Annotated in this window: 20 protein-coding genes, 1 tRNA gene and 1 riboswitch; of the genes, 15 read left to right on the forward strand and 6 right to left on the reverse strand. The window is 69.4% G+C overall.

Translation table 11 applies throughout. The features are described from left to right. The first annotated feature begins 112 nt into the window (after positions 1 to 112). Genes BACI71_RS09650 through BACI71_RS09665 form a run of 4 tightly spaced genes read left to right on the forward strand, consistent with a single transcriptional unit; the run spans position 113 to position 3,853 of the window. Positions 113 to 250 (forward strand): hypothetical protein, encoded by a 138-nt coding sequence (locus BACI71_RS09650; RefSeq protein ID WP_184033684.1) that lies wholly within the window; start codon positions 113 to 115, stop codon positions 248 to 250. Further along, a complete protein-coding gene (locus BACI71_RS09655; protein WP_159758115.1) occupies positions 231 to 2,000 on the forward strand; it encodes a hypothetical protein in 1,770 nt (589 codons plus the stop codon). The genes BACI71_RS09650 and BACI71_RS09655 overlap by 20 nt, the downstream gene beginning before the upstream one ends. Continuing rightward, positions 1,997 to 2,893 carry a tyrosine-type recombinase/integrase gene (locus tag BACI71_RS09660; RefSeq protein WP_159758117.1) on the forward strand — a complete coding sequence of 299 codons (897 nt, stop codon included), beginning with the start codon at positions 1,997 to 1,999 and terminating at the stop codon, positions 2,891 to 2,893. The genes BACI71_RS09655 and BACI71_RS09660 overlap by 4 nt, the downstream gene beginning before the upstream one ends. 9 nt (positions 2,894 to 2,902) lie before the next feature. Further along, positions 2,903 to 3,853, forward strand: a complete 951-nt coding sequence (locus BACI71_RS09665; protein ID WP_159758119.1) for an acetyl-CoA carboxylase carboxyltransferase subunit alpha — start codon at positions 2,903 to 2,905, stop codon at positions 3,851 to 3,853. 80 nt (positions 3,854 to 3,933) lie between these two features. Here the strand turns inward: BACI71_RS09665 and BACI71_RS09670 are convergent, their stop codons facing one another. Beyond that, a complete protein-coding gene (locus tag BACI71_RS09670; protein ID WP_159758121.1) occupies positions 3,934 to 4,098 on the reverse strand; it encodes a Flp family type IVb pilin in 165 nt (54 codons plus the stop codon). A 289-nt stretch (positions 4,099 to 4,387) separates the two neighbouring features. Beyond that, positions 4,388 to 4,588, reverse strand: a complete 201-nt coding sequence (locus BACI71_RS09675) for a Flp family type IVb pilin (RefSeq protein WP_159758123.1) — start codon at positions 4,586 to 4,588, stop codon at positions 4,388 to 4,390. 45 nt (positions 4,589 to 4,633) lie between these two features. On the opposite strand from BACI71_RS09675, the gene BACI71_RS09680 reads away from it, so the two are divergent. The 4 genes from BACI71_RS09680 to BACI71_RS09695 all read left to right on the forward strand — a co-directional run bounded on the left by BACI71_RS09680 (position 4,634) and on the right by BACI71_RS09695 (position 7,842). After that, entirely contained in the window at positions 4,634 to 5,020 is a 387-nt protein-coding gene (locus BACI71_RS09680) for a (deoxy)nucleoside triphosphate pyrophosphohydrolase (protein WP_159758126.1), read from the forward strand. Continuing rightward, a riboswitch (cobalamin riboswitch) is annotated at positions 5,013 to 5,196 on the forward strand. Its footprint overlaps the gene before it by 8 nt. Before the next feature lie 80 nt (positions 5,197 to 5,276). Continuing rightward, complete coding sequence (locus BACI71_RS09685; protein ID WP_236552928.1) at positions 5,277 to 6,107, forward strand: ABC transporter substrate-binding protein; 831 nt, start codon at positions 5,277 to 5,279, stop codon at positions 6,105 to 6,107. Beyond that, positions 6,104 to 7,069 carry a FecCD family ABC transporter permease gene (locus tag BACI71_RS09690; protein WP_159758128.1) on the forward strand — a complete coding sequence of 322 codons (966 nt, stop codon included), beginning with the start codon at positions 6,104 to 6,106 and terminating at the stop codon, positions 7,067 to 7,069. Before BACI71_RS09685 ends, BACI71_RS09690 begins: the two co-directional genes overlap by 4 nt. Next, positions 7,066 to 7,842, forward strand: coding sequence for an ABC transporter ATP-binding protein (locus BACI71_RS09695; RefSeq protein WP_159758130.1), 777 nt, complete (start codon positions 7,066 to 7,068; stop codon positions 7,840 to 7,842). Before BACI71_RS09690 ends, BACI71_RS09695 begins: the two co-directional genes overlap by 4 nt. A 10-nt stretch (positions 7,843 to 7,852) precedes the next feature. On the opposite strand, the gene BACI71_RS09700 is transcribed toward BACI71_RS09695, so the two are convergent. Further along, positions 7,853 to 7,926: transfer RNA gene (locus BACI71_RS09700), tRNA-Cys, on the reverse strand. A gap of 142 nt (positions 7,927 to 8,068) precedes the next feature. Here BACI71_RS09700 and BACI71_RS09705 point away from each other — a divergent pair. The 4 genes from BACI71_RS09705 (at position 8,069) to BACI71_RS09720 (ending at position 13,223) form a co-directional block, all read left to right on the forward strand. Beyond that, entirely contained in the window at positions 8,069 to 8,743 is a 675-nt protein-coding gene (locus tag BACI71_RS09705; protein ID WP_159758132.1) for a protein-L-isoaspartate O-methyltransferase family protein, read from the forward strand. Positions 8,744 to 8,754: 11 nt separating this feature from the next. Next, positions 8,755 to 10,290, forward strand: a complete 1,536-nt coding sequence (locus tag BACI71_RS09710) for a TolC family outer membrane protein (protein ID WP_159758134.1) — start codon at positions 8,755 to 8,757, stop codon at positions 10,288 to 10,290. Positions 10,291 to 10,320: 30 nt separating this feature from the next. Then, complete coding sequence (locus tag BACI71_RS09715; RefSeq protein WP_236552929.1) at positions 10,321 to 10,923, forward strand: DUF2497 domain-containing protein; 603 nt, start codon at positions 10,321 to 10,323, stop codon at positions 10,921 to 10,923. A 269-nt stretch (positions 10,924 to 11,192) separates the two neighbouring features. Next, positions 11,193 to 13,223, forward strand: a complete 2,031-nt coding sequence (locus BACI71_RS09720) for a S9 family peptidase (RefSeq protein ID WP_159758138.1) — start codon at positions 11,193 to 11,195, stop codon at positions 13,221 to 13,223. A gap of 118 nt (positions 13,224 to 13,341) precedes the next feature. On the opposite strand, the gene BACI71_RS09725 is transcribed toward BACI71_RS09720, so the two are convergent. Next, the gene (locus BACI71_RS09725; protein WP_159758140.1) at positions 13,342 to 13,683 is read right to left on the reverse strand and encodes a hypothetical protein; all 342 of its coding nucleotides are present in this window, start codon (positions 13,681 to 13,683) and stop codon (positions 13,342 to 13,344) included. A gap of 144 nt (positions 13,684 to 13,827) precedes the next feature. On the opposite strand from BACI71_RS09725, the gene BACI71_RS09730 reads away from it, so the two are divergent. After that, a complete protein-coding gene (locus BACI71_RS09730) occupies positions 13,828 to 16,491 on the forward strand; it encodes a valine--tRNA ligase (protein ID WP_159758142.1) in 2,664 nt (887 codons plus the stop codon). Positions 16,492 to 16,702: 211 nt separating this feature from the next. Here the strand turns inward: BACI71_RS09730 and BACI71_RS09735 are convergent, their stop codons facing one another. Beyond that, positions 16,703 to 18,457, reverse strand: a complete 1,755-nt coding sequence (locus BACI71_RS09735; RefSeq protein ID WP_201297344.1) for a histidine kinase famiy protein — start codon at positions 18,455 to 18,457, stop codon at positions 16,703 to 16,705. A 79-nt stretch (positions 18,458 to 18,536) separates the two neighbouring features. Next, a complete protein-coding gene (locus tag BACI71_RS09740; protein WP_159758144.1) occupies positions 18,537 to 19,406 on the reverse strand; it encodes a 3-hydroxybutyryl-CoA dehydrogenase in 870 nt (289 codons plus the stop codon). A 75-nt stretch (positions 19,407 to 19,481) separates the two neighbouring features. Here BACI71_RS09740 and BACI71_RS09745 point away from each other — a divergent pair, with 75 nt between their 5' ends. Together BACI71_RS09745 and BACI71_RS09750 are read left to right on the forward strand one after the other, a co-directional pair. Continuing rightward, entirely contained in the window at positions 19,482 to 20,582 is a 1,101-nt protein-coding gene (locus BACI71_RS09745) for a DUF1176 domain-containing protein (protein WP_159758146.1), read from the forward strand. After that, positions 20,579 to 21,460 (forward strand): DUF1176 domain-containing protein, encoded by an 882-nt coding sequence (locus tag BACI71_RS09750; protein ID WP_159758148.1) that lies wholly within the window; start codon positions 20,579 to 20,581, stop codon positions 21,458 to 21,460. The genes BACI71_RS09745 and BACI71_RS09750 overlap by 4 nt, the downstream gene beginning before the upstream one ends. Positions 21,461 to 21,493 lie beyond the last annotated feature (33 nt).

Below are 21,493 nucleotides of genomic sequence, written 5' to 3' on the forward strand. Positions count from 1 at the left end.
GGCTTTGCAACATCGTCCCTGCGGCTATACAGCGCGTTCCGTCCCCGGCAACAGCAGGCACGCAGCCCGCCGGGGCGCAAGTGACAGGTCGCGTGTGCAGGTTGGGAATTACATGACCCGGTTGATTGTCTCCGTCGTCGTGCTGCTGGTGATCGTGGTGGGCGCATTGTTCTTCTTTGCGGGCCGCGCGACCGAGCAGCCGGTCACGCGTGTCGAGAAGGCGGTCGAGCTTGGCAATCTCGCCGGCTAAACGCGCCGCGCTGGCCGGCGTCGCGGCGCTCGGCCTCGCGGCGGCGGCGATCGCGCAGGACCGCCCCGAATCGCTGTTGCCGCCCGGCTTCGGCGATGCGGCCCCGGCGCAGGCGCCGGCTGCACCGCCGGGCCCGGCGGCGACCGCGCCTGCGACTGCGCCGCGCGTGCAGGCGACGACCCCTGCCGGGCCGTTGCCGCCGCTTACATCACTGCCGTTCCCGTCACCGACCGCCAGCCCGACGCCGGTGGCGACGCCGCGCTACGTGCTGCCGTCGTTCGCGCGGCGCTCGCTGGCGGCGGTCGGGGCGGATCAGGGGTTTGTGGGCGAGGCGTTCGGGAGCGCCGACGGGCGCTATGTCGAGCGGCTGATGCGCTATCTGTCGGCCCCCTTGCCGTCGCGGTGGCTGTCGATCGGCCTGCGGCGACTGCTGGTGGCGCAGATCGACACGCCGGCGCACGTCAATGGTGCCGATTTTGCCGCCGAACGGGCGTGGTTGTTGCTGCGGATGGGCGAATCGGTGTCGGCGCGGGCCGTGGCGCAGGCGGTCGACAGCGACCGCGTGACGCCGAAGCTGCGCGAGGTATGGATGCAGGCCGCGCTCGCGACCGGCGACCCGGCCGGGCTGTGCCCGCTGGCGGCGACCGCGGGGGACAGCGAGCGGGCATGGATCGTGGCGCGCGCGATCTGCGCCGGGCTGACCGGGGCAGGGCGGACGCAACCGCTGATTGCCGACATCCGCCGCCGTCGCGTGGCGAGCGGGATCGATCTGGCGCTGGCCCAGAAGGTGATGGGCGCGGGGCTCAACAGCCGGCAGGCGGTGACGATCGAATGGGCGCCGGTGGTGCAGCTGACCGCATGGCGGTTCGGGCTGGCGACCGCGACCGGGGTCGCGGTGCCCGATGAGCTTTACGCCACGGCCGGTCCGCAGGTGCGCGGCTGGCAGGCGCTGGCACCCGCCGTCCCGCTCACCGACCGCGCCGCCGTGGCGGATCGTGCCGCAGCGCTGGGCGTGTTGTCGAGCGCGGCAATGGTCGACCTCTATGCCGCGGTCGCCGAGGGCAATGACGCGCCCGCGGCTTTGTCGAATACGGCCGCGACGTTGCGCGACGCTTACGTCGGCAATGACCGCGCGACGCGGATCGCCGCGATGGTCAAACTGTGGGAAGCGGCGGAGACGCCCGCGACCCGCTATGCCCGGCTGGTGCTGACCGCACGCGCCGCGGCGCGGCTGCCGGCAAGGGCCAACGAGGCGCAGGCCGATCGGCTGATCGCATCCATGCTGTCGGCGGGGCTGGATCGCACCGCGCAGCGCTGGCAGGGCGCGGTGCCGGTGGGCAGCGATGGCTGGGCGATGCTGCTGCTCGCCGATCCGGACGCGATCACGCAACTGTCCGCATCGACGATCACCGATTACGCGCCGCAGGGCGGGCTGGCCGAGCGAAAGCGGCAATTGTTCTTCGCCGGCATGGCCGGGCTGGGGCGGCTGCCCGCGGCGGCGGTCGACGATCTCGCCGAGAAACTGGCGGTACCGATCGCCCGGCGCAACGTTTGGACCAGCGCGCTGGAGCGTGCGGCGGGCGAGGGACAGGCGGGCACGGTGCTGCTGCTGGCGGCGGTCGGGATGCAGGCCGATGGCTGGGCGCATGTGCCGCCGGCGGCGCTGTTCCATATCGTCCGGGCGTTGCGCGCGGTCGGGCTGCACGGCGAGGCGCGGATGATCGCGGCGGAGGCGATCGCGCGGCTGTGAGCGACGCCGCTGCGATCGACCGCTTCCTGGAAATGATGGCCGCGCAGGCCGGGGCGGCGCAGAACACGCTGGCCGCCTACCGTCGCGACCTGATGCTGGCGTCGGCCGCGCTCGACGGCGGGCTGGCGGTGGCCGACGGCGCGGCGCTGGAGCGGCTGGCGGATGGCTGGACGGCGCTGTCGAAGGCGACGGTAGCGCGCAAGGCGGCGGCGCTGCGGCGCTTTTTCGGGTTCCTGATCGACGAGGGCGACCGCGCCGACGATCCCTCACCGGCCTTGCCGCGACCGGGAACGCAGCGCCGGCTGCCGCGGACGCTGGATCACGGCGATGTCGACCGGCTGTTCGCGGCGATCGACGCGCGGCTGGCGCGCGATCCGGTGATCCCGACCGACCTGCGGCTCTCGGCGCTCTTCGAGTTGCTGTACGGATCGGGGCTGCGCGCGACCGAACTGGTCTCGCTGCCGCGCGGCGCGATCCATCCCGACCGGCCGTTCCTGATCCTGAAGGGCAAGGGCGGGCGCGAGCGGCTGGTGCCGATCTCGGACCGCGCGCGCGCGGCGGTGGCGGCGTGGCGCGCGCATGTCGCCACCGATCGCCCGTTCCTGTTTCCGTCGGGCGCGACGCATATCTCACGCGTGCGGCTGTTCCAGCTCGTGCGCGCGCTCGCCGCCGAGGCGGGGATCGCGCCGGAGCGGATCAGCCCGCACGTCCTGCGTCACGCCTTCGCGACGCACCTGCTGGAAGGCGGCGCGGACCTGCGCGCGCTGCAGACGATGCTGGGCCATGCCGATATCGCGACCACCGAAATCTACACGCATGTCGACAGCAGCCGGCTGGTCGAGCTGGTCAACGAGCGTCACCCGCTCGTTGACGCGTTGCGAAAGCGCGCCTAGCTGCGCCCGATGCGAATTTTCCTCGACTTCGAGAAGCCCATTGCCGAGCTGCAGGCGCGCATCGACGAACTGCGCGAGACCGGCGCCGAGGGCACCGTCGACATTTCCGCCGAGATCGCCAAGCTGCAGGCGAAGTCGGACAAGCTGCTGAAGGACACGTTCGGCAAGCTGTCGCCATGGCAGAAGACGCAGGTCGCGCGTCATCCCGAGCGGCCGCACTTCAAGCATTATGTCGCCGGGTTGTTCGACGAGTTCGTGCCGCTGGCCGGTGACCGCGCGTTCGGCGACGATCAGGCGATCCTCGGCGGCTTCGCCACGTTCCGCGGGCAGCGTGTGATGGTGCTGGGCCACGAAAAGGGCGACGATACCGCCAGCCGGCTGCGCCACAATTTCGGGATGGGCAAGCCGGAGGGCTATCGCAAGGCGATCCGGTTGCTGGAGCTGGCGGATCGTTTCGGGCTGCCGGTGGTGACGCTGGTCGATACGTCCGGCGCGTTTCCGGGCATCCAGGCCGAGGAACGCGGGCAGGCGGAGGCCATCGCGCGTTCGACCGAAGCGTGCCTCGCGCTCGGCGTGCCGATGGTGGCGGCAGTGGTCGGCGAGGGCGGCTCGGGCGGTGCGATCGCGCTGGCGAGCGGCAATCGCGTGCTGATGTTCGAACATGCGGTCTATTCGGTGATCTCCCCCGAGGGCTGCGCCTCGATCCTGTGGCGGACCGGCGACAAGGCGCCCGATGCGGCCGAGGCGATGAAGGTGACCGCGCAGGACCTGAAGGCGCTGGGCGTGATCGACGCGATCGTGCCCGAGCCGCTGGGCGGCGCGCACCGCGACCGCGACGGCGCAATCCGTGCGCTGGGCGATTGCATCGAGCGGATGCTGCGCGATCTCGCGCCACTGACCCCCGACGCGCTGCGGCAGGATCGGCGCGGGAAGTTCCTGAAGATGGGCCGGGTCGGCTAGCCGGCGGTCTGGGTGCGACAAAGCAACGGGCGGCGGGACCATCGTCCCGCCGCCCGTCTTCCATCCGTCAGCAGCGAAGATTAGTTGGCCATCTTCGTCTGGACGTTGGTGAAGGTGGTGTTCAGCTGCGTGCCGATGCCACGGATCGCGGCGATCGCGGCAACCGCGATCAGAGCGGCGATCAGGCCGTATTCGATCGCGGTCGCGCCCTTGCTGTTCTTCAGGAACGTGCGAATCTTCTGCATGTCGATCTCCAGTAACAAGCTAAATTTCTGTACCCGCCGACGTCCCGTTCAGGTCCATCAAGGGCGGTTCTAGGAGGGCAGGGTTGATAAACGCTTAAGTGAGAACATATGTTTTTGTTCAGTAACTTGGGGCAAAGCTGCACCACGCGTTTTCGGCGCGGTTGCCGGCCGCGATGCTGGCGCCGGGTGCCTTGCTCCCGCGTCCACGCACACGGAAGCAAAGGTGGCGAGGGCGGGGTTGCGCGATCAACCTGCAAGGACGGAGCGACGTCGCCCCCTGCGGTCGAGGTTAGCGCACCGCTGTCAGCGAAGTATTGATCGAGGCGAAGATGTCGGAGACCGGATGCCCGATCGCTGACATCCCGCCGACGGCGCTGAGCGCGATCAGGGCGACGATCAGCCCATATTCGACCGCGGTCGCGCCGCGCGTCTGCCCGGCGATCGCACGAAGCAGAACAGCGAGCGGACGAGAGGCGGCTGGACGTGGCATGGTCCGCAGGATAGCCAAGAGGGGTTAAGGAAGGATCGAAATCCGATGCTGGTGGTCGCCGCGGCCTTGATCGACCGGGAGGGGCGCTGCCTGATGCAGCAGCGACCGCGCGACCGACGCCATGGCGGGCTGTGGGAGTTTCCCGGCGGCAAGGTCGAGCCCGGCGAACATCCCGCCGCCGCGCTGGTCCGCGAACTGGATGAGGAACTCGCGATTCATGTCGCTGCCGACGCGCTCGATCCGCTGGGGTTTGCCACCGACATGCCGGTGACGATGCTGCTCTATCGCTGCACCGCCTGGCACGGAACGCCACGGGCGCTGGCGGCGGAGGCGCTGTGCTGGGAGCGGCCGGCAGCGCTCGCGCGGTTGCCGATGCCGCCGGTCGACGTGCCGCTGCTGGCGACGCTTGCCCGCGCCCTGTCGGACGGCTAGGCCGCTCAGGCGATCAGGAAAGGGAATCCGGTAGGCAACGATCCGGAGCTGCCCCCGCAACTGTGACCGGCGAGCCGCTCGCCCCCTGCGTGCCACTGGACCGTTCGCGATCCGGGAAGGCCGGGCGATGGTGACGACCCGGGAGCCAGGAAACCTGCCGGATCGCGGTTGTCCTTCGCGCGGACGGGGTGTGCCGGGCGATCGGGAACTTTCCCGCGCGACGACGAACAGGTCGGGTCGGCGTGAGGACAATGGAGTGAGCGACATTTATTCCCGCATCGCGCGCGGGGCAGCGATCGCGCTGGCCATGCCGGTGCTGATCGGGGCCGCGCCCGCGCGCGAACCGCGCGTGGTGTCGATCAACCCCTGCCTCGACGCGATCCTGATGACGGTCGCGGACCCGGCGCAGATCGCCGCGGTCAGCCATTATTCGCACGATCCGCGCGCCACCTCGGTTCCGCTGGCCTGGGCGCGGCGCTTCCCGGCGACCTCGGGCACTGCCGAGGAGGTGGTGGCGCTGCGCCCGGATCTGGTGGTGGCGAGCGGGCATGTCGCGCCGGCGACCGTCGCGGCGCTGACGCGGATGCACATCCGGTTGCAGCAATTCGACTTGCCCGCGTCGATCGCGGAGAGCGCGCAGCAGGTGCGCGACCTGGCCGCGGCCGTCGGGCATCCCGCACGCGGTGCGGCGCTCGCAAGGCGGATCACCGCTGCGGCGCAAGCGGCAACGGTGCCGCCGCTGTCCGCGCTGATCTTCGGGCCGGGCGGCCTCGTCCCGGGCGCGGGGACGCTGCCCGACGAGATGCTGCGCCGCGCCGGCTTCCGAAACGCCAGCGCCGGCTATGGGCTGAAGCGGTGGGACGTCCTGCCGCTGGAATACCTGCTCGCCGATCCGCCCCGCGTCGTGCTGTCGGTTGCCGCCGCGCAAGGGGCGGCAGAGCGGATGGAGCGGCACCGCGCGTTGCGGCGGCTCGGGACGCGGGTGACGATCGCCCCGTTCGCGGGACGGCTGATGAATTGCGGCGGGCCGACAATCGTCGATGCGATGGCGCGGCTGCGCGCCGTGCGCGCGCAGGTCGCGGCATGATGCCGCGCGCGACGATGCTGCTGGCAGCGGGCGTGCTGCTCGCCGCCATGCTGTCGGTGGCGGCGGGCAAGGTGTGGGTGCCGCTAGACGCCTGGACCGCCGCCGACCCGCGTTCGATCATCATCGTCGAGTTGCGGCTGCCGCGGACGATCCTTGCGCTTGCGGTGGGCGCGGCGCTTGGCATGTCCGGGGCCGCGATGCAGGGCTATTTGCGCAACCCGCTCGCCGATCCGGGGCTGTTCGGCGTGTCATCGGGGGCGGCGTTTGGCGCGGTGTGCTCGCTGTATTTCGGGTATGCGGCGCAGACGTGGCTGCTGCCCGGTTTCGCGCTGGCCGGCGCGGCCGCGACGATGGCGGCGCTGGCGCTGATTGCCGGGCGCTCGGGCAGCCTGATCCTCTTCACGCTCGCCGGGATGATCCTGACCAGCATCACCGGCTCGCTGACCGCGCTGGCGCTCAGCCTCGCGCCGACGCCGTTCGCAGCGTCGGAGATCATGACATGGCTGATGGGCGCGCTGACCGACCGGAGCTGGAACGAGGTGGCGGTGTCGGTGCCGCTGATCGTGCTGGGGATGATGGTGCTGGCGCGGACCGCGCGCTCGCTGGATGCGCTGACGCTCGGCGAGCAGGCGGCGCGCTCGATGGGCGTCGATCCGCGACGGTTGCAGCTGGCGGTGACCGTCGGGGTCGCGCTGACGGTCGGTGCCTCGGTGGCCGCGGCGGGGGTGATCGGGTTCGTCGGGCTGATCGTGCCGCACCTCGTCCGGCCGTTCGCCGGCCACCGGCCGTCGGCGACGCTGTTGCCCGCGGCGTTGGGCGGGGCGTTGCTGCTGACGGTCGCCGACAGCCTCGTGCGGCTGGCGCCGACGGTCAGCGAACTGCGACTCGGGATCGCGATGTCGATGCTCGGGGGGCCGTTCTTTCTTTACCTGTTGATTTCGATGCGGAGGCGGCTGGCATGAGCGTGCTGGCGGCCGAGGGCGTCTCGCTGGCGCTGGGCGGGAAGACGGTCCTTCATTCGGTCGACGCGGCGTTTGCGGGCGGGCGCGTCACCGCGCTGCTCGGCCCGAACGGTGCGGGGAAGAGCAGCCTGCTGGCGTGTCTCGCCGGGCTGCACGCGCCGGTGGCCGGGCGGGCGTCGCTGGACTCGGTCGACGTGCGCGCCTTGTCGGCGCAGGCGCGCGCGCGGCGGATCGGCTTCCTGCCGCAGGCGGCCGACGTGCACTGGAACATCGACGTCGCAACACTGGTGGGGCTGGGGCGGCTGCCGTGGCGCGGACGCTGGGGCGAGACGGCAGCGGACCGCGCCGCGGTCGAGGCCGCGCTGGCGGCGACCGGCATGACCGGGTTCGCGCGGCGCGGGGTCGAGCATCTGTCGGGCGGCGAGCGCGCACGCGCGTTGCTGGCGCGGGTGCTGGCCGGGCAACCCGAATGGCTGCTCGCCGATGAGCCGCTCGCCAGCCTCGACCCCGCGCATCAGCTGGAGGTCGGCGCGCAGCTGCGCGCGGTGGCGCGGGGCGGCAGCGGGGTGGTGCTGGTGGTGCACGACCTCAATCTGGCGGCGCGGCTGGCCGACGATGTCGTGCTGTTGCGCGACGGGCGGGTGGTCGCGGCGGGAGCGGCGGAGGACGTGCTGACCGCCGCGCTGGTCGGCGAGACCTATGGGCTGACGGTGGAGGCCGGCGTTACTGCGACGGGGCAGCGCTACATCGTTCCGGTGGGGCGGCCCGGTTGACGCGGGCCGCTGGAGGCGCGACCGGGAATCGAACCCGGGTGCAAGGATTTGCAGTCCTCTGCGTCACCACTCCGCCATCGCGCCTCGAGGCCGGTGAGGGCGCGCAGATGCGGGCAGGGCGGCATGATGTCAAGCCGCCGATTGCAATGTGTGTTCCGCGCGCGATACAAGCCCGTTGGCGCAACGTGTGTTGCATCGATAAAACAGCTATGCCACAGGACGGCTCATGACCCTCTCCGCCCCCGCTCTCCGGAATGACGATTTCACCGCGATGCGCCAGGCGATGGTCGCCAGCCAGTTGCGCACCACGCAGGTCAACGATCCGCGCATCGTCGCGGCAATGGCACAGGTGCCCCGCGAACGCTTCGTGCCCGCGCACGCTGCCGCGCTCGCCTATGTCGATCGCGCGGTCGATCTGGGGCAGGGCCGCGCGCTCAACACGCCGCTCGCCACCGCCAGGCTTCTGGTGCAGGCGCGGTTGCAGCCGAGCGACCGCGTGCTGCTGATCGGCGCGGCGGCAGGCTATACCGCGGCGGTGCTGGCGTCGCTGGTCGCCGAGGTCGTGGCGGTGGAATCGCTGCCCGACCTCGCCGCCCATGCGCGTGACGCGCTGGCGCAGACCCCCAACGTCACGCTGGTCGAGGGGCCGCTGGAGCATGGGCATCCGGCCGGCGCGCCCTATGACGTGCTGATCGTCGATGGCGCGATCGAGGAACTGCCATCGACGCTGACGTCGCAGGTCGTCGACGGCGGGCGGATCGTCAGCGGAATCATCGATCGCAGCGTGTTCCGGCTCGCGGCCGGGACGCATCGCGGTGTAGCTACTGCATTGGCGCCGTTCGCAGATATCGATTCGGTCCGGCTTCCCGGTTTCGCGCGTCCGCGCAGCTTCACCTTCTGAGGAACACCCCTTTGCGCCTTCGCTCGCCGTCGCTGCTGTCATCGGTTGCCATCACGCTGGTGCTGGCCGGGGCGATCCCGGCGGCGGCCGCGGCGGAGACGCTGCGCGAGGCGCTGGTGCGCGCCTATCGCGACAATCCGACACTCAACGCGCAGCGCGCGGCGCAGCGCGCCAACGACGAGAACGTACCGATCGCGCGGTCGCAGGGCCGGCCGAGCGCCTCGGCGCAGACCGGGCTGACGGACAATTTCCTCCGAGGGGGCAACAGCTTCACCACGCCGGAACGCCGGCTGGACGCGCAATTGGGCGTCACGGTGCCGCTGTATCAGGGCGGACGGGTGCGCAACGGCGTGCTGGCGGCCGAGACGCGCGTCGAGGCCGGGCAAGCGAACCTGCGCGGGACCGAGGCGACGACCTTCACCGACGTGGTCAGCGCGTACAACAACGTCATTCGCGACGAGGCGATCGTCGGGCTCAACACGCAGAACGTTCGTGTGCTGGACACCAATCTGCGCGCCAGCCGCGACCGGTTCGAGGTGGGCGACCTGACGCGCACCGACGTCGCGCAGTCCGAGGCGCGACTCAGTCTCGCACGCGCGCAGCTGCAATCGGCGCAGGCGACCTTGATCTCCAGCCGTGAGAATTACGTGCGGCTGGTCGGATCGCCACCGGGCGTGCTTGAGTCGCCACCCGTGCTGCCGGCCTTTCCGCCGTCTGCGGATGGCGCGGTCGACATCGCGATGCAGGATAATCCGAACCTGATCGCCGCCCGGCGCGTGCGCGACGCTGCGGATTACGATATTCGCGTCGCGCGCGCCAACCGTCGGCCGCAGGTCAGCGCGACGTTGGGGCAGAATTACTTCAACTTCCTCGGCTCGCTGGGGCAGGGCAGCGCCGCCGGGCTGGGCAATGTACAGACCGGCAACGCGACGAGTGCTGGGGTGACGCTCAGCTTGCCACTCTATCAGGGCGGACGTCCCGGCGCGCTGGTGCGCCAGGCGCAGGAGTTGCGCGGACAGGCGATCGAGCAGGCGACGGCGGCGGAGCGGCAGGTGATCGCCTCGGCGCGCTCGGCCTATGCGGTATGGCGATCGTCGCTTGAGGTGATCGCGTCGAGCGAGGCGGCGGTCAACGCCAACAAGTTGAGCCTTGAGGGCGTGCGCGCCGAGAACAGCGTCGGCACCCGTACCGTGCTCGACATCCTCAACGCCGAACAGGAATTGCTCAACAGCCAGGTGACGCTCGTGTCGGCGCGGCGCGACGCCTATGTCGCGGGTTTCGCGCTGCTGGCGGCAATGGGCCATGCCGAAGCGGAGGATCTGGGGCTGGACGGCGGACCGCTGTACGACCCGACGATCCATTACGCCAAGGTGCGCGGCAAGCTGAACGATTTCGATGACGGGCAACGCGCGGTTCCGGTCTCGCGCAGCACCTCCGACACGCCGGCGCAGACCGCCACCGTCACGCGTCCGCTCGATCCGCTGCTCGAAAGCAATGTTGACAGGACGCCCGCATTGACGACAGGTGTCGACACACCCCGCCCGTAATGGATCGGGCAGCGTTGTGAGGTTGACCCGATGGGGGATTTGAGCGGCGAGCCGTCGATGGAAGACATTCTCGCCTCGATCAAGCGGGTCATCAAGGAGGGCGAGGCGCCCGCGCCGCGGCGTGCCCCGATGCCTGCGGCGCGCGACGAGGATGAGCCGACCCGCGACCAGATCCTCGAGCTGAACGAGCCGCTGACGCCGCCGGCCCCGACGCCGGTGCCGCCGCCACCGGCCTCGTTCGCGCCGCCGGGCGTCGAGGCATTTGAGGAGCGGGTGGCGCCGCCGGTCGCTTCTGCGCCGGCGCCGAGCGTCACGCCGGCTCCGGCTCCCGAACCTGCGGCGGTGGCGAGCGCACCCCCGCCGACACCCGCACCTGCGCCGGTTGCTGCACCCACCCGGACGCTTGACGAGCCGTCGGTCGTCTCGGCGGCGACGGTGCAGGCCACGCGCGGTGCGCTGGGCGCACTGTCGAAGCTGATCGTGAAGCCCGAGCCCGAGAGCGACGGGACGCTGGAAGGTCTGGTGCGCGAGATGCTGCGCCCGATGCTGAGCGACTGGCTCGACCAGAATCTGCCGCATCTCGTCGAGCAGATGGTGGCGCGCGAGATCGCCAAGATCACCAAGCAGGGGTGATCGCCGGTTCCCAAGGTACAAATTTCCTCGTCATTCCGGACTTGATCCGGGATCCCGCTTCTGCGCTTCCGTCGTCGAAGGCGGGCGTGGCGATGGCTAGATCATGATAACGCCTACTTGATCCGTCATTGCTTCGCTACGCTCGCAATGCCGTATGGTATATTCGATCTCACGTCATCGCCCTCTATGGGAGGGGATCGCTGCCATCTTTGCAGGCAGCACGCGGCGCGATTGTCTCGCGTGCAACCTTCTGCTTTATCATCGCGCTTATGAAGATGCTGACTTCCGCGACCCTGCTCACGCTTGCCGCCACTGTCGCCGTTCCCGCCGCCGCGCGGCAGCTCACCATCGATGATGTCGCAGCGCTCAGCCGCGTCGGCACGCCGGCGAGGTCGAAGGACGGGCGCTGGCTGGTGTGGGCGCAACGCGAGACGGATACCGCAGCCGATCGCGGGCGTTACGATCTCTGGAAGCTCGACCTGACCCGCAAGGGCGCGCCGCCGGTGAAGCTCGCCGCTGACCCGCAGCTCGACGAGAACGACCCGCAACTGGTCGGCAACATCGTCTATTTCACCGCCGACGATGCGCTCTGGTCGGTGCCGGTGACGGGTGGCACGCCGCGGCGGCTGACCGACTTCAAGGGTGGGTTCAACGGCTTCAAGGTCGCGCCGACCGGCGACCGCGTGCTGATCTGGGCGGATCGTCGCCCCGGCGCGCCGTCGCTGGAGCCGGCGACCGACAAGAAGCTCGCCAATCCGGGCAGCGGGCGTACCTACGACCAGTTGTTCGTGCGGCATTGGGATACGTGGGCGGACGGCAATCGCTCGCAATTGTTCGTGCTGCCGCTGACCGCCGCGGGAGCGCGGGGCAACGGGCGCGCGCTGGCCCCGGCGTTGCTCGGCGATACGCCGTCCAAGCCGTTCGGCGGCGCGGAGGAGGTGAACTGGAGCCCGGACGGTCGCACCGTCTATTTCGCGCTGCGCGAGCCGGGACGGATCGAGCCGCTGTCGACGAATCTCGACATCTTTTCAGTGCCCGCCGACGCCAGCGCCGCGCCGGCTAACCTGACCGCGACCAATCAGGCCACCGATACGCAGCCGACCGTGTCACCGGACGGGCGCAAGCTGGCGTGGCTGGCGATGCGGCGCGCGGGCTATGAGGCGGATCGTTTCGTGGTGATGGTGCGCGATCTTGCCTCGGGGCAGACGGTGTCGCTGACCGAGCGTTGGGATCGCTCGCCGGGGTCGCTGCAATGGGCGCCCGACTCGCGGTCGCTCTATGTCACCGCCGACGACACCCAGGAAACGCCGCTTTTTCAGGTGGATGTCGTGCACGGGCAGGTCACCCGGCTGACCGGCGACGGGCATGTTTCCGGCGTGGCGGTCGGCCGGCAGGGGGTCGTGGTATCGATGAGCAGCCTGACCGCGCCGGACGATTTTTTCCGCGTCGGCCCGATGCTTAGCACATCGCGGCTGACGCAGGTCAACGCCGCCAAGCTCGCGAACATCGACATGCCGGAGGTCGAGCGTTTCAGCTTCAAGGGCGCGAATGGTGACACCGTCTGGGGCTATGCGGTGCGTCCTTTCGGCGCAGGGGGCAAGGTTCCGGTCGCTTTCATGGTGCATGGCGGGCCGCAGGGATCAAGCAACAACAGTTGGTCGTACCGCTGGAACCCCGCGGCGTTCGCCGGAGCAGGTTATGGGCTGGTCGCCGTCGATTTCCACGGCTCGACGGGGTATGGGCAGGCGTTCACCGACGCGATCCGCAATAATTGGGGCGGCTGGCCGCTGGAGGATCTGCAAAAGGGGCTCGCGGCCGCGACGACGAAGTTCACTTGGCTCGACGGCGACAACGCCTGCGCGCTCGGCGCGAGCTATGGCGGCTATATGATGAACTGGATCGAGGGGCGCTGGCCCGATCGCTTCAAGTGCATCGTCCAGCATGACGGCGTCTTCGACGCGCGGGCGATGGCGTACGAGACCGAAGAGCTGTGGTTCGACGAATGGGAGCACGGCGGGAAGGCCTATTTCCAGGACCCGCAGGCATTCGAGAAGTGGAACCCGGTCAATTACGTCGACAGGTGGAAGACCCCGCAACTGGTGATTACAGGCGAGAAGGACTTCCGCATTCCCTATACGCAGGGGCTGGCGGCGTTCACCGCGCTGCAACGGCGCGACATTCCGTCGCGGTTGCTGGTGTTCCCCAACGAGAACCATTGGGTGCTGAAGCCGTCCAATTCGCGGCAATGGTATCGCGAGGTGCTGGGCTGGATGGATCGCTGGACGAAGGGTGCGCGATAGGATCGATTGACGTAACCGAGCGCCCGCCTTCTCCCGTCATCCAAGTCCGGGGCGACGAAAGGGGGCGGCGGCCGACAGGCAGGCCGATCCGCCATAACGACCGGAATGTCGACCGGCCCTAAGCCGCCGACAGCCGCGGGAACAGTTCGCGCTCCTCCCACGCCAGCCGCATCCGCATCCGCTGCTGCAGCTTGAGCACCGCCTTCGTATAATCGTCCCATTCGCCGGGAATCCGCGACGGCGGCCAGGTCCGGACGTGCGCGCTATATTCGGCGAGCAGCGCCTGCATGTCGGCTGCCAGCGCCGCGGCGAGCGGTGCGCCGGGCAGCGTCCGCCCGGCCTCGTTGTCCTCGTCGACGCGGTGGCGGTGCAGCAGGTGCGAGAAGAGCACGCGCTCGCGCAGCATTTCTGCCGCGACCGCGTCGTGACCGCGCGTCAGCAGCGCGGAAAACCGCTGCATCGCCGCGCGGATTTCATCATGATCTTTCTGAAATCGCCCCATCATTCCCCAGCCCTTGCCCCGAAGGACTGGTAAAGCGCGCGGGTTAAGCAAGTGTTGGCCAGCGGCTTCTCAGCAGGGAAAGCTGTGGCTACAGACACGCACATGACCGAGCTTCCCAAGACCTTCGATCCCGCCGCCATCGAATCCAAATGGTATGCCCATTGGGAGGACAAGGGCCTGTTCCGCCCCGACCGGCCGAATGCCGAACCGTGGACGATCGTCAACCCGCCGCCCAACGTGACGGGTTCGCTGCACATCGGCCATGCGCTCGACAACACGTTGCAGGACATCCTGACGCGGCACGCGCGGCTGAAGGGCAAGGATGCGCTGTGGGTGGTCGGCACCGACCACGCCGGGATCGCGACGCAGATGGTGGTCGAGCGGCAGATGGCGCTGACCCAGCAGAAGCGCACCGATTTCTTGCGGGAAGAATTTGTCGGCAAGGTTTGGGAATGGAAGGCGGAAAGCGGCGGGCAGATCACGCGGCAGCTGCGCCGGCTCGGCTGCTCGATGGACTGGGCGAACGAGCGGTTCACGATGGACGAGGGCTTCAGCAAGGCGGTGCTGAAGGTGTTCGTCGAGCTGCACGCGCGCGGGTTGCTCTATCGCGACAAACGGCTGGTCAATTGGGACCCGGGTCTCGGCACCGCGATCAGCGACCTCGAGGTCGAGACGCGCGAGGTCCGCGGCAGCTTCTGGCATTTGCGCTATCCGCTCGCGGACGGATCGGGGCATATCGACGTCGCGACGACGCGGCCGGAGACGATGCTTGCCGATATGGCGATCGCGGTGCATCCCGAGGACGAGCGCTATCGCGCGCTGGTCGGTCAGCAGGTGCGGCTGCCGATCACCGGGCGGCTGATCCCGATCGTCGCCGACGAACACGCCGATCCGGCGCTCGGCTCGGGCGCGGTGAAGATCACGCCGGGGCATGACTTCAACGACTTCGAGGTCGGCCGCCGCGCCGGGATCGAGGCGCGCGACATGCTCAACATGCTCGATGGGCAGGCGCGCGTGGTGCAGACCGCTGACGGGCTGATCCCGGCCGAGTTCCTGGGGCTGACCACCGCCGAGGCGCGCAAGGCGGTCGTCGCGCGATTGAAGGGCAAGGGCGTGCTGATCCCGCATGTCGACAAGGAGGGCGTCGAACATGACGCCGAGGCGCGCACGATCCAGACGCCCTATGGCGACCGTTCGGGGGTGGTGATCGAGCCGTGGCTGACCGACCAATGGTATGTCGATGCCGCGACGCTGGCGAAGCCGGCGATCGAGGCGGTGCGATCGGGCAAGATCAGGATCGTGCCGAAGACGTGGGAGAAGACGTTCTTCAACTGGATGGAGAATATCCAGCCGTGGTGTGTCTCGCGGCAATTGTGGTGGGGCCATCGGATACCGGCGTGGTTTGCCGACGATGGTCGGATCTTCGTTGCGGAGAATGCCGCGGAAGCACAGGCGCAGGCGGGTGACGGGGTCGCGCTGCGGCAGGACGAGGACGTCCTCGACACGTGGTTCTCCAGCGCGCTGTGGCCGTTCGCGACGATGGGCTGGCCCGAGAACGCCGACCCGACGCTCGGCGGCCGCTATCCCAATGACGTGCTGATCTCGGGCTTCGACATCCTGTTCTTCTGGGACGCGCGGATGATGATGCAGGGCATCGAGTTCATGGGCGATGTGCCGTTCAGGACACTCTACCTGCACGGCCTCGTCCGTGCGGCGGACGGCGCGAAGATGTCGAAGTCGAAGGGCAATACCGTCGATCCGCTCGGGCTGATCGATGCTTATGGCGCCGACGCGCTGCGCTTCTTCATGGCGGCGATGGAAAGCCAGGGCCGCGACATCAAGATGGATGAGAAGCGCGTCGAGGGCTATCGCAACTTCGCGACCAAGCTGTGGAACGCCAGCCGTTTCGCACAGGCTAACGGCATCGGCGGATCGACGACGATCGAGCCGCCGGTCGCGACTTTGGCGGTCAACAAGTGGATCATCGCCGAGACGGTCGCGGCGGTGCAGGCGGTCGACCTCGCGCTCGCCGACTATCGCTTCGACGCGGCGGCGAATGCGATCTATCAGTTCGTGTGGAGCCGGTTCTGCGACTGGTATCTCGAACTCATCAAGCCTGTCTCGAGCGCAGTCGAGAGGGGCGCGATCGACGACGAGACGAAGGCGGTCGCGGGCTGGGTGCTCGACCAGATCCTGATCCTGCTCCACCCGTTCATGCCGTTCATCACCGAGGAATTGTGGCACGCGCTGGCTCCCCGCGCGCATGAGCTGATCGTCGCGCACTGGCCGATGGCCAATGCGCGTGCGCTCGATCCGGCGGCGACGACGCAGATCGGGCGCGCGATCGAGCTGGTCGAGGCGGTGCGCGGCGCGCGGGCCGAACTCAACGTCCCGCCGGGCGCGAAGATCGCGCTGCACACCGGCGCGGGCAGCGTCCCGGCGGAGATCGCGCCATATGTCGAGCGGCTGGCGCGGGTGACGCTGACGGCGGGCGAGGCGCAGGGGGCGCGTGCGCCGATCCTGTGGGGGGCGGAGACGTTCGCGCTGGCGCTGGACGGCGTGATCGACCTCGATGCCGAGCGGCAGCGATTGCAGAAGTCGCTGGCGGCGGCGGAGAAGGAGCGCGATGCGCTGGCCGGGCGGCTGGGCAATGCGAGCTTCGTCGAGCGCGCCAAGCCGGAGGCGGTCGAGAAGGCGCGCGCCGATCATGCCGAAAAGAGCGCCGATGCGGAGCGGTTTGCGGCGGCGTTGGCGCGGTTGGGTTGACGTCCCGTTCGTCGCCCCGGGCTTGACCCGGGGCCCCGCTAATCTGCCACGATCCGGTAAGAAGAAGCGGGGCCTGGATCAAGTCCGGGGCGTCGGATCGTGGGTGAAGGGCGGGCATTTGCCGTGCCGCCCGCGAAACGCCGCCTCGTCATTGCGAACGTGGCGAGGCAATGACGGAAGTAGGGGAGCGTCGGTCGACTTCGGGCGACGCTTACTCCTGAACCGCGCCGAAGTCGGAACGCGTCCGGCGTTTGCCGCCTTCGCCGCCGCGGTTGAGCGCGTGCCGCACGCGGTCGAGCAGCTCGGAGCGGCGGTAGGGCTTGCTCAGCACGTCGGTGGCGCGCGCGCGCGGGCCGCCGACCACCAGTTCCTCGTTATAGCCGGTGGTCATCAGCACCGACACTGCGGCATCGCGCTCGACGATCGCGTCGGCGAGCATCAGCCCGTTCATCCCGCCCGGCATCACCAGATCGGTGAACAGCAGGTCGAAGCGATCCTTTGGATGGACCGTCTCGAATACCTTCAGCCCTGCCTCAGCGTTGATCGCGGTCGAGACACGGTAACCGGCGCTCTCGAGAATCTCGCGTGCGATCGCCAGCACCTCGTCATTGTCCTCGACGACGAGGATATGCTCGGCTCCATCGCGCGGCGCGCTGGTGGCGGCTTCGGTCTCGGCCTGGTCGTTGTCGGCGTGGCGGCCCGGCTGCATGACCGGGAACAGCATCCGCACCACGGTGCCCTTGCCCGGCGTGCTTTCGATCTCCAGCCGCCCGCCCGACTGGCGAACGAATCCGCTGGCCATCGCCAGCCCCAGCCCGGTGCCCTTGCCGGTACTCCTGGTGGTGAAGAACGGCTCGGTTGCGCGCTCCAGCACTTCGGGGGTCATCCCGTCGCCGTCGTCCTCGACCTGTACGACGACATAATCGCCCGAGGGCAGATCGTGCGCGGCAGCATCGCCGTTGAGATGGCGGGGCAGGGTGGAGATCGTCACCAGTCCGCCGTTCGGCATCGCGTCGCGCGCGTTGTTGACGATGTTGAGCAGCGCCATCTCGAGCTGGTCGGGATCGATCACGACATGCTGCAACCCGCGACGCAGGCTGAGGTGGATGTCGACCTGCTTGCCGACCGAGCTATCGATCAGCTCGCTGAATTCGGAGACGAGATGGGTGAGGTTGAGCGGGCGCGGCTCCAGCCGGGTCTTGCGCGCGAAGGCGAGCAATTGCCGCGTCAGCTTCGCGCCGCGCTCGGCAGCGGATTGCGCCGCGGCGACATAGCGCTTCACCCGCTCGGGGTCCCTGGTGTGGGTGACCAGTTCGAGATTGCCGTTCACGACCTGCAGCAGATTGTTGAAGTCGTGCGCGAGCCCGGCGGTGAGCTGGCCGATCGACTCCATCTTCTGCGCCTGACGGTAGGATTGCTCCGAATTGCGGCGGCGCGTGACGTCGAGCTGGCTGGCGAAGAAATATTGCAGCTTGCCCTGCGTGTCATAGACCGGGCCGATGAACACCGCGTTCCAGAACGGCGTCCCGTCGCGGCGATAGTTGAGCAGCTCCAGCGCGACCGACGATCGGGTGCGGACCGCGTCGCGCATCTCCTCGACCGCATGGCGATCGGTCTGCGCGCCTTGCAGGAAGCGGCAGTTGCGCCCCAGCACCTCGTCTTCCTCATACCCCGTAAGGTCGAGGAACGCCTTGTTGGCGAAGACGACCGGATTGTCGTCCTGATTGGGGTCGGAGAGCAGCATCGGCATCCGCGTCATCTCGATCGCGGCAAAGAAGACGCCGCCGCGATCCTGAAGGTTCGGATCGGTGATCGTGCTCTCGCGCCAATGATGCAGCCCCGGGCGTTCGAGCGGCTCGCTGGCGCCGACGTCCATCGTGCCTTCGGCCGGGCGACCCGCGGCAAGCCCGGTGGGGTCGACATCGTCGTGCTGGTGCGGATCGGACGGCTGCACGTTGTCGTTCATTCCCCGGTCGTTAGGCACCTCAACCCGCCGGCGCAACAAAGGTCGCGCCGGGCGGGCGGGAACCGGAAAATAATCTGGGTCAGCGCGTCGGTACCGGCTCCGCACCGGAATAGTCGTAGAAGCCGCGACCGCTCTTCTTGCCGTACCAGCCGGCCTCGACATATTTCACCAGCAACGGGGCGGGGCGGAACTTCGGATCGCCGGTGCCCTCGAACAACACGCAGATGATGTCGAGGCAGGTGTCGAGCCCGATAAAGTCGGCGAGCGTCAGCGGCCCCATCGGGTGATTGAGCCCGAGCTGGCAGGCGAGATCGATGTCGCGGATGGTGGCGACGCCCTCGCCGAGCGCGAAGATCGCCTCGTTGAGCATCGGCATCAGCACGCGGTTGACGATGAAGCCGGGCGCATCGTTGGCGCGCACCACCGCCTTGCCGAGCCGCTGGGCATATTGCTCGATCGCGGTGACGGTCGCATCGGCGGTGGCGAGGCCGCGGATCACCTCGATCAGCCCCATCACCGGCACCGGATTGAAGAAGTGGACACCAATGAAGCGCGCCGGGTCGGGCGCGGCCTGCGCCAGCCGCGTGATCGGGATCGACGAGGTGTTCGAGGCGAGCACCGCATCGGCGCGGAGCACCGCACCGACATCGGCGAAGATGCGGCGCTTGATCTCCTCGCGCTCGGTCGCCGCCTCGATCACCAGATCGCACGGCGCGAACTCGGCGGCGCCGGCGACCGGCTCGATCCGCGCCAGAGTCGCGTCGCGCGCATCGGCATCGATCTGGCCCTTGTCGACCGCGCGCGCCAGCCGCCTGGCGATGCCGGCCTTGCCCGCCTCGGCGCGCGCCGCATCCACGTCGCTGAGCAACACGCGATAGCCCGCCGCGGCGGACACCTGCGCGATCCCCGCGCCCATCTGCCCCGCGCCGATTACGCCGACCACTTGCATCTGCCATCTCCTATTCATGTTGGCGCGCCTTTAACCTGCCGCGGCGATGATGCGCCAGCGACAGGGGGCAGGGCGATGAAAAGAGTGGCGTTTGTGGCCGTGCTGGGGCTGGGGCTGGCCGCCTGTTCGCAGCAGCCCGCCGAAGCGCCGCCGTCACCGACGTCGACTCCAGGCGTCGTTGCCACAGCCAAACCGACCGCGACGGCGGTCGGCGACGATCATGCGGTGCCGAAGCCCGGCGAGCAGAAGACGTTCCGCGACTGGACGGTGGCGTGCGACAATGTCGCGCGGTGCGCGATGGCGTCGCTGGGCACCGATGTCGATTTTCCGGCGGTGACGATGCAGGTGGCGCGTGCCGCGGGGCCGGACGGCGCGGTCGAGGTTGCGCTGGCGATGCCACAGGGTGACGGTGACCCGCCCGCGACGCTGCGGATCGATAGCCGTGCCTTCGCGGTCGGCGGCAACGGGCTGAGCGGTGCTTCGGCGGAGCGGATCGCGCGGGCGCTGGCCAATGCCACGACGATCGAGGCGCTCGACAAGCACGGCAAGCGGCTCGGCACTATTTCCGCGGCCGGAGCCTCTGCGGCGTTGCGCTATATCGACGCGCAACAGGGGCGCGTTGGCACGGTCACCGCGCTGGTGGCGCACGGTGACAAGCCGGCGGCGGCGGTGGCTGCGGCACGACCCGCCCCGCGTGTGCGCGCGGTGGCGTTCGGCGGGACTGCGGCGGCGCTGACCCCTGCGTTGTTGGCGGGGATGCGCCGGACCGCGGAATGCGATCCGTCCTTCAGCAGCCCGGAGCCGCGCGCGCATGGCCTTGCGGATGGCGCGACGCTGGTGCTGCTGCCGTGTTCGGCGGGCGCCTATAACGAGATCGATGCCTTGTTCGTCGTGCGCGATGGCAAGGCGACACCGGCGAAGGTCGACGCTCCGGCCGGGTTCGAGGAAACCGGTGCCGACTCCCGGACACCCGTGCACAGCGTCATCAACGGCGACGTGGATGGCGGCGTGTTGCGCAGCTATGCCAAGGGGCGCGGGCTCGGCGATTGCGGGGTGATGCAGTCGTTCGTGTGGGACGGCGCGCAACTGCGGCTGACCGGGCAGCGCGCGATGGGCGAATGCCGCGGCAACCCCGATTATCTGCCGGTGTGGCAGGCGCAGGTGGTGCGCGGGTGAGCGTCGCGCTGTTGCTCGCGATGCAGGCCGCGGTCGCGATCGCGCCGGTCGACGCGGGCGACTGGCGGGTGTTCTGCGACTACCGCCAGCGGTGCGTCGCCTTGTCGCAGGTGCCCGAAGGCGGCGATGTCGACGCCTATCCGCTGGTCGTGCTGCGTCGCGATGGCGCGGTGGCGGCGGTCGACGTGGCGATTCCGGCGACGGTCGCGGCGGGAGTGCGGATGACGGTGGCGGTCGACGGACGGACGGTCGCGGAGTTGATCGCGCCGGGCGGCGCCGCCGGGCTGTCGCTGCCGTTCACCGGCAAGCTCGCCAGTGCGCTGCGGCGTGGGCGCGTGCTGACGCTGGCCGGGCCGGACGGGGCGGTGCGCGCGCGGACCTCGCTGGCTGGATTGACCGCCGCCCTCGCCGCACTTTCCGACGACAACAAGGTAGCACCCGCGACGGAAGAGATCACCGTCCCGCCGGTCGACCCGCGCGCGCCGCGCATGCTGTCCCGCAAGCAGCTGGATAAGCTGGTCGGCAAGCCGGCGAAGGGTTGCCCGGCGGTGTTCGCGCGCGGCTATCGGCTGGATGCGGCGCATAGCCTGCGGGAGATTGTCGCGCCGTGCCGCGGCACCGGGGCCGCGCCGTATGTGCTGCCCGAGGCAGGTGAGGCGCAGCCTGCCGCCGATCTGCCGGTGCCCGGTGCCTGGGATCCGGCGCGACATCGCTATGCGGTGCTGCTGCCCGCGACGCCGGGGCGCGATTGCGGGGTCCGGCGCGAGTTCGTCTGGGACGGGGCGCGTTTTCGCCTCGCCGAGGAGCGCGTCGTCGCCGAATGCCGCCGCGCAACCTATGAAGTCATGACCTATCGCGCCACGGTGCGAGACCGCTAGAACGGCCTCATCATCCCTTCCTCGTCATTCCGG

The sequence above is a fragment of the Sphingomonas sp. 8AM genome, assembly GCF_902506455.1.
Classification (GTDB): Bacteria; Pseudomonadota; Alphaproteobacteria; order Sphingomonadales; family Sphingomonadaceae; genus Sphingomonas.

Bases quoted from the DNA above. Each gene is read 5' to 3' on its own strand.
- BACI71_RS09735 (WP_201297344.1), bottom strand. From the start codon at position 18,457: ATGAACGACAACGTGCAGCCGTCCGATCCGCACCAGCACGACGATGTC.
- BACI71_RS09745 (WP_159758146.1), top strand. From the start codon at position 19,482: ATGAAAAGAGTGGCGTTTGTGGCCGTGCTGGGGCTGGGGCTGGCCGCC.
- BACI71_RS09740 (WP_159758144.1), bottom strand. From the start codon at position 19,406: ATGCAAGTGGTCGGCGTAATCGGCGCGGGGCAGATGGGCGCGGGGATC.
- BACI71_RS09680 (WP_159758126.1), top strand. From the start codon at position 4,634: ATGCTGGTGGTCGCCGCGGCCTTGATCGACCGGGAGGGGCGCTGCCTG.
- BACI71_RS09695 (WP_159758130.1), top strand. From the start codon at position 7,066: ATGAGCGTGCTGGCGGCCGAGGGCGTCTCGCTGGCGCTGGGCGGGAAG.
- BACI71_RS09715 (WP_236552929.1), top strand. From the start codon at position 10,321: ATGGGGGATTTGAGCGGCGAGCCGTCGATGGAAGACATTCTCGCCTCG.
- BACI71_RS09690 (WP_159758128.1), top strand. From the start codon at position 6,104: ATGATGCCGCGCGCGACGATGCTGCTGGCAGCGGGCGTGCTGCTCGCC.
- BACI71_RS09730 (WP_159758142.1), top strand. From the start codon at position 13,828: ATGACCGAGCTTCCCAAGACCTTCGATCCCGCCGCCATCGAATCCAAA.
- BACI71_RS09670 (WP_159758121.1), bottom strand. From the start codon at position 4,098: ATGCAGAAGATTCGCACGTTCCTGAAGAACAGCAAGGGCGCGACCGCG.
- BACI71_RS09720 (WP_159758138.1), top strand. From the start codon at position 11,193: ATGAAGATGCTGACTTCCGCGACCCTGCTCACGCTTGCCGCCACTGTC.
- BACI71_RS09665 (WP_159758119.1), top strand. From the start codon at position 2,903: ATGCGAATTTTCCTCGACTTCGAGAAGCCCATTGCCGAGCTGCAGGCG.
- BACI71_RS09675 (WP_159758123.1), bottom strand. From the start codon at position 4,588: ATGCCACGTCCAGCCGCCTCTCGTCCGCTCGCTGTTCTGCTTCGTGCG.
- BACI71_RS09705 (WP_159758132.1), top strand. From the start codon at position 8,069: ATGACCCTCTCCGCCCCCGCTCTCCGGAATGACGATTTCACCGCGATG.
- BACI71_RS09725 (WP_159758140.1), bottom strand. From the start codon at position 13,683: ATGCAGCGGTTTTCCGCGCTGCTGACGCGCGGTCACGACGCGGTCGCG.
- BACI71_RS09650 (WP_184033684.1), top strand. From the start codon at position 113: ATGACCCGGTTGATTGTCTCCGTCGTCGTGCTGCTGGTGATCGTGGTG.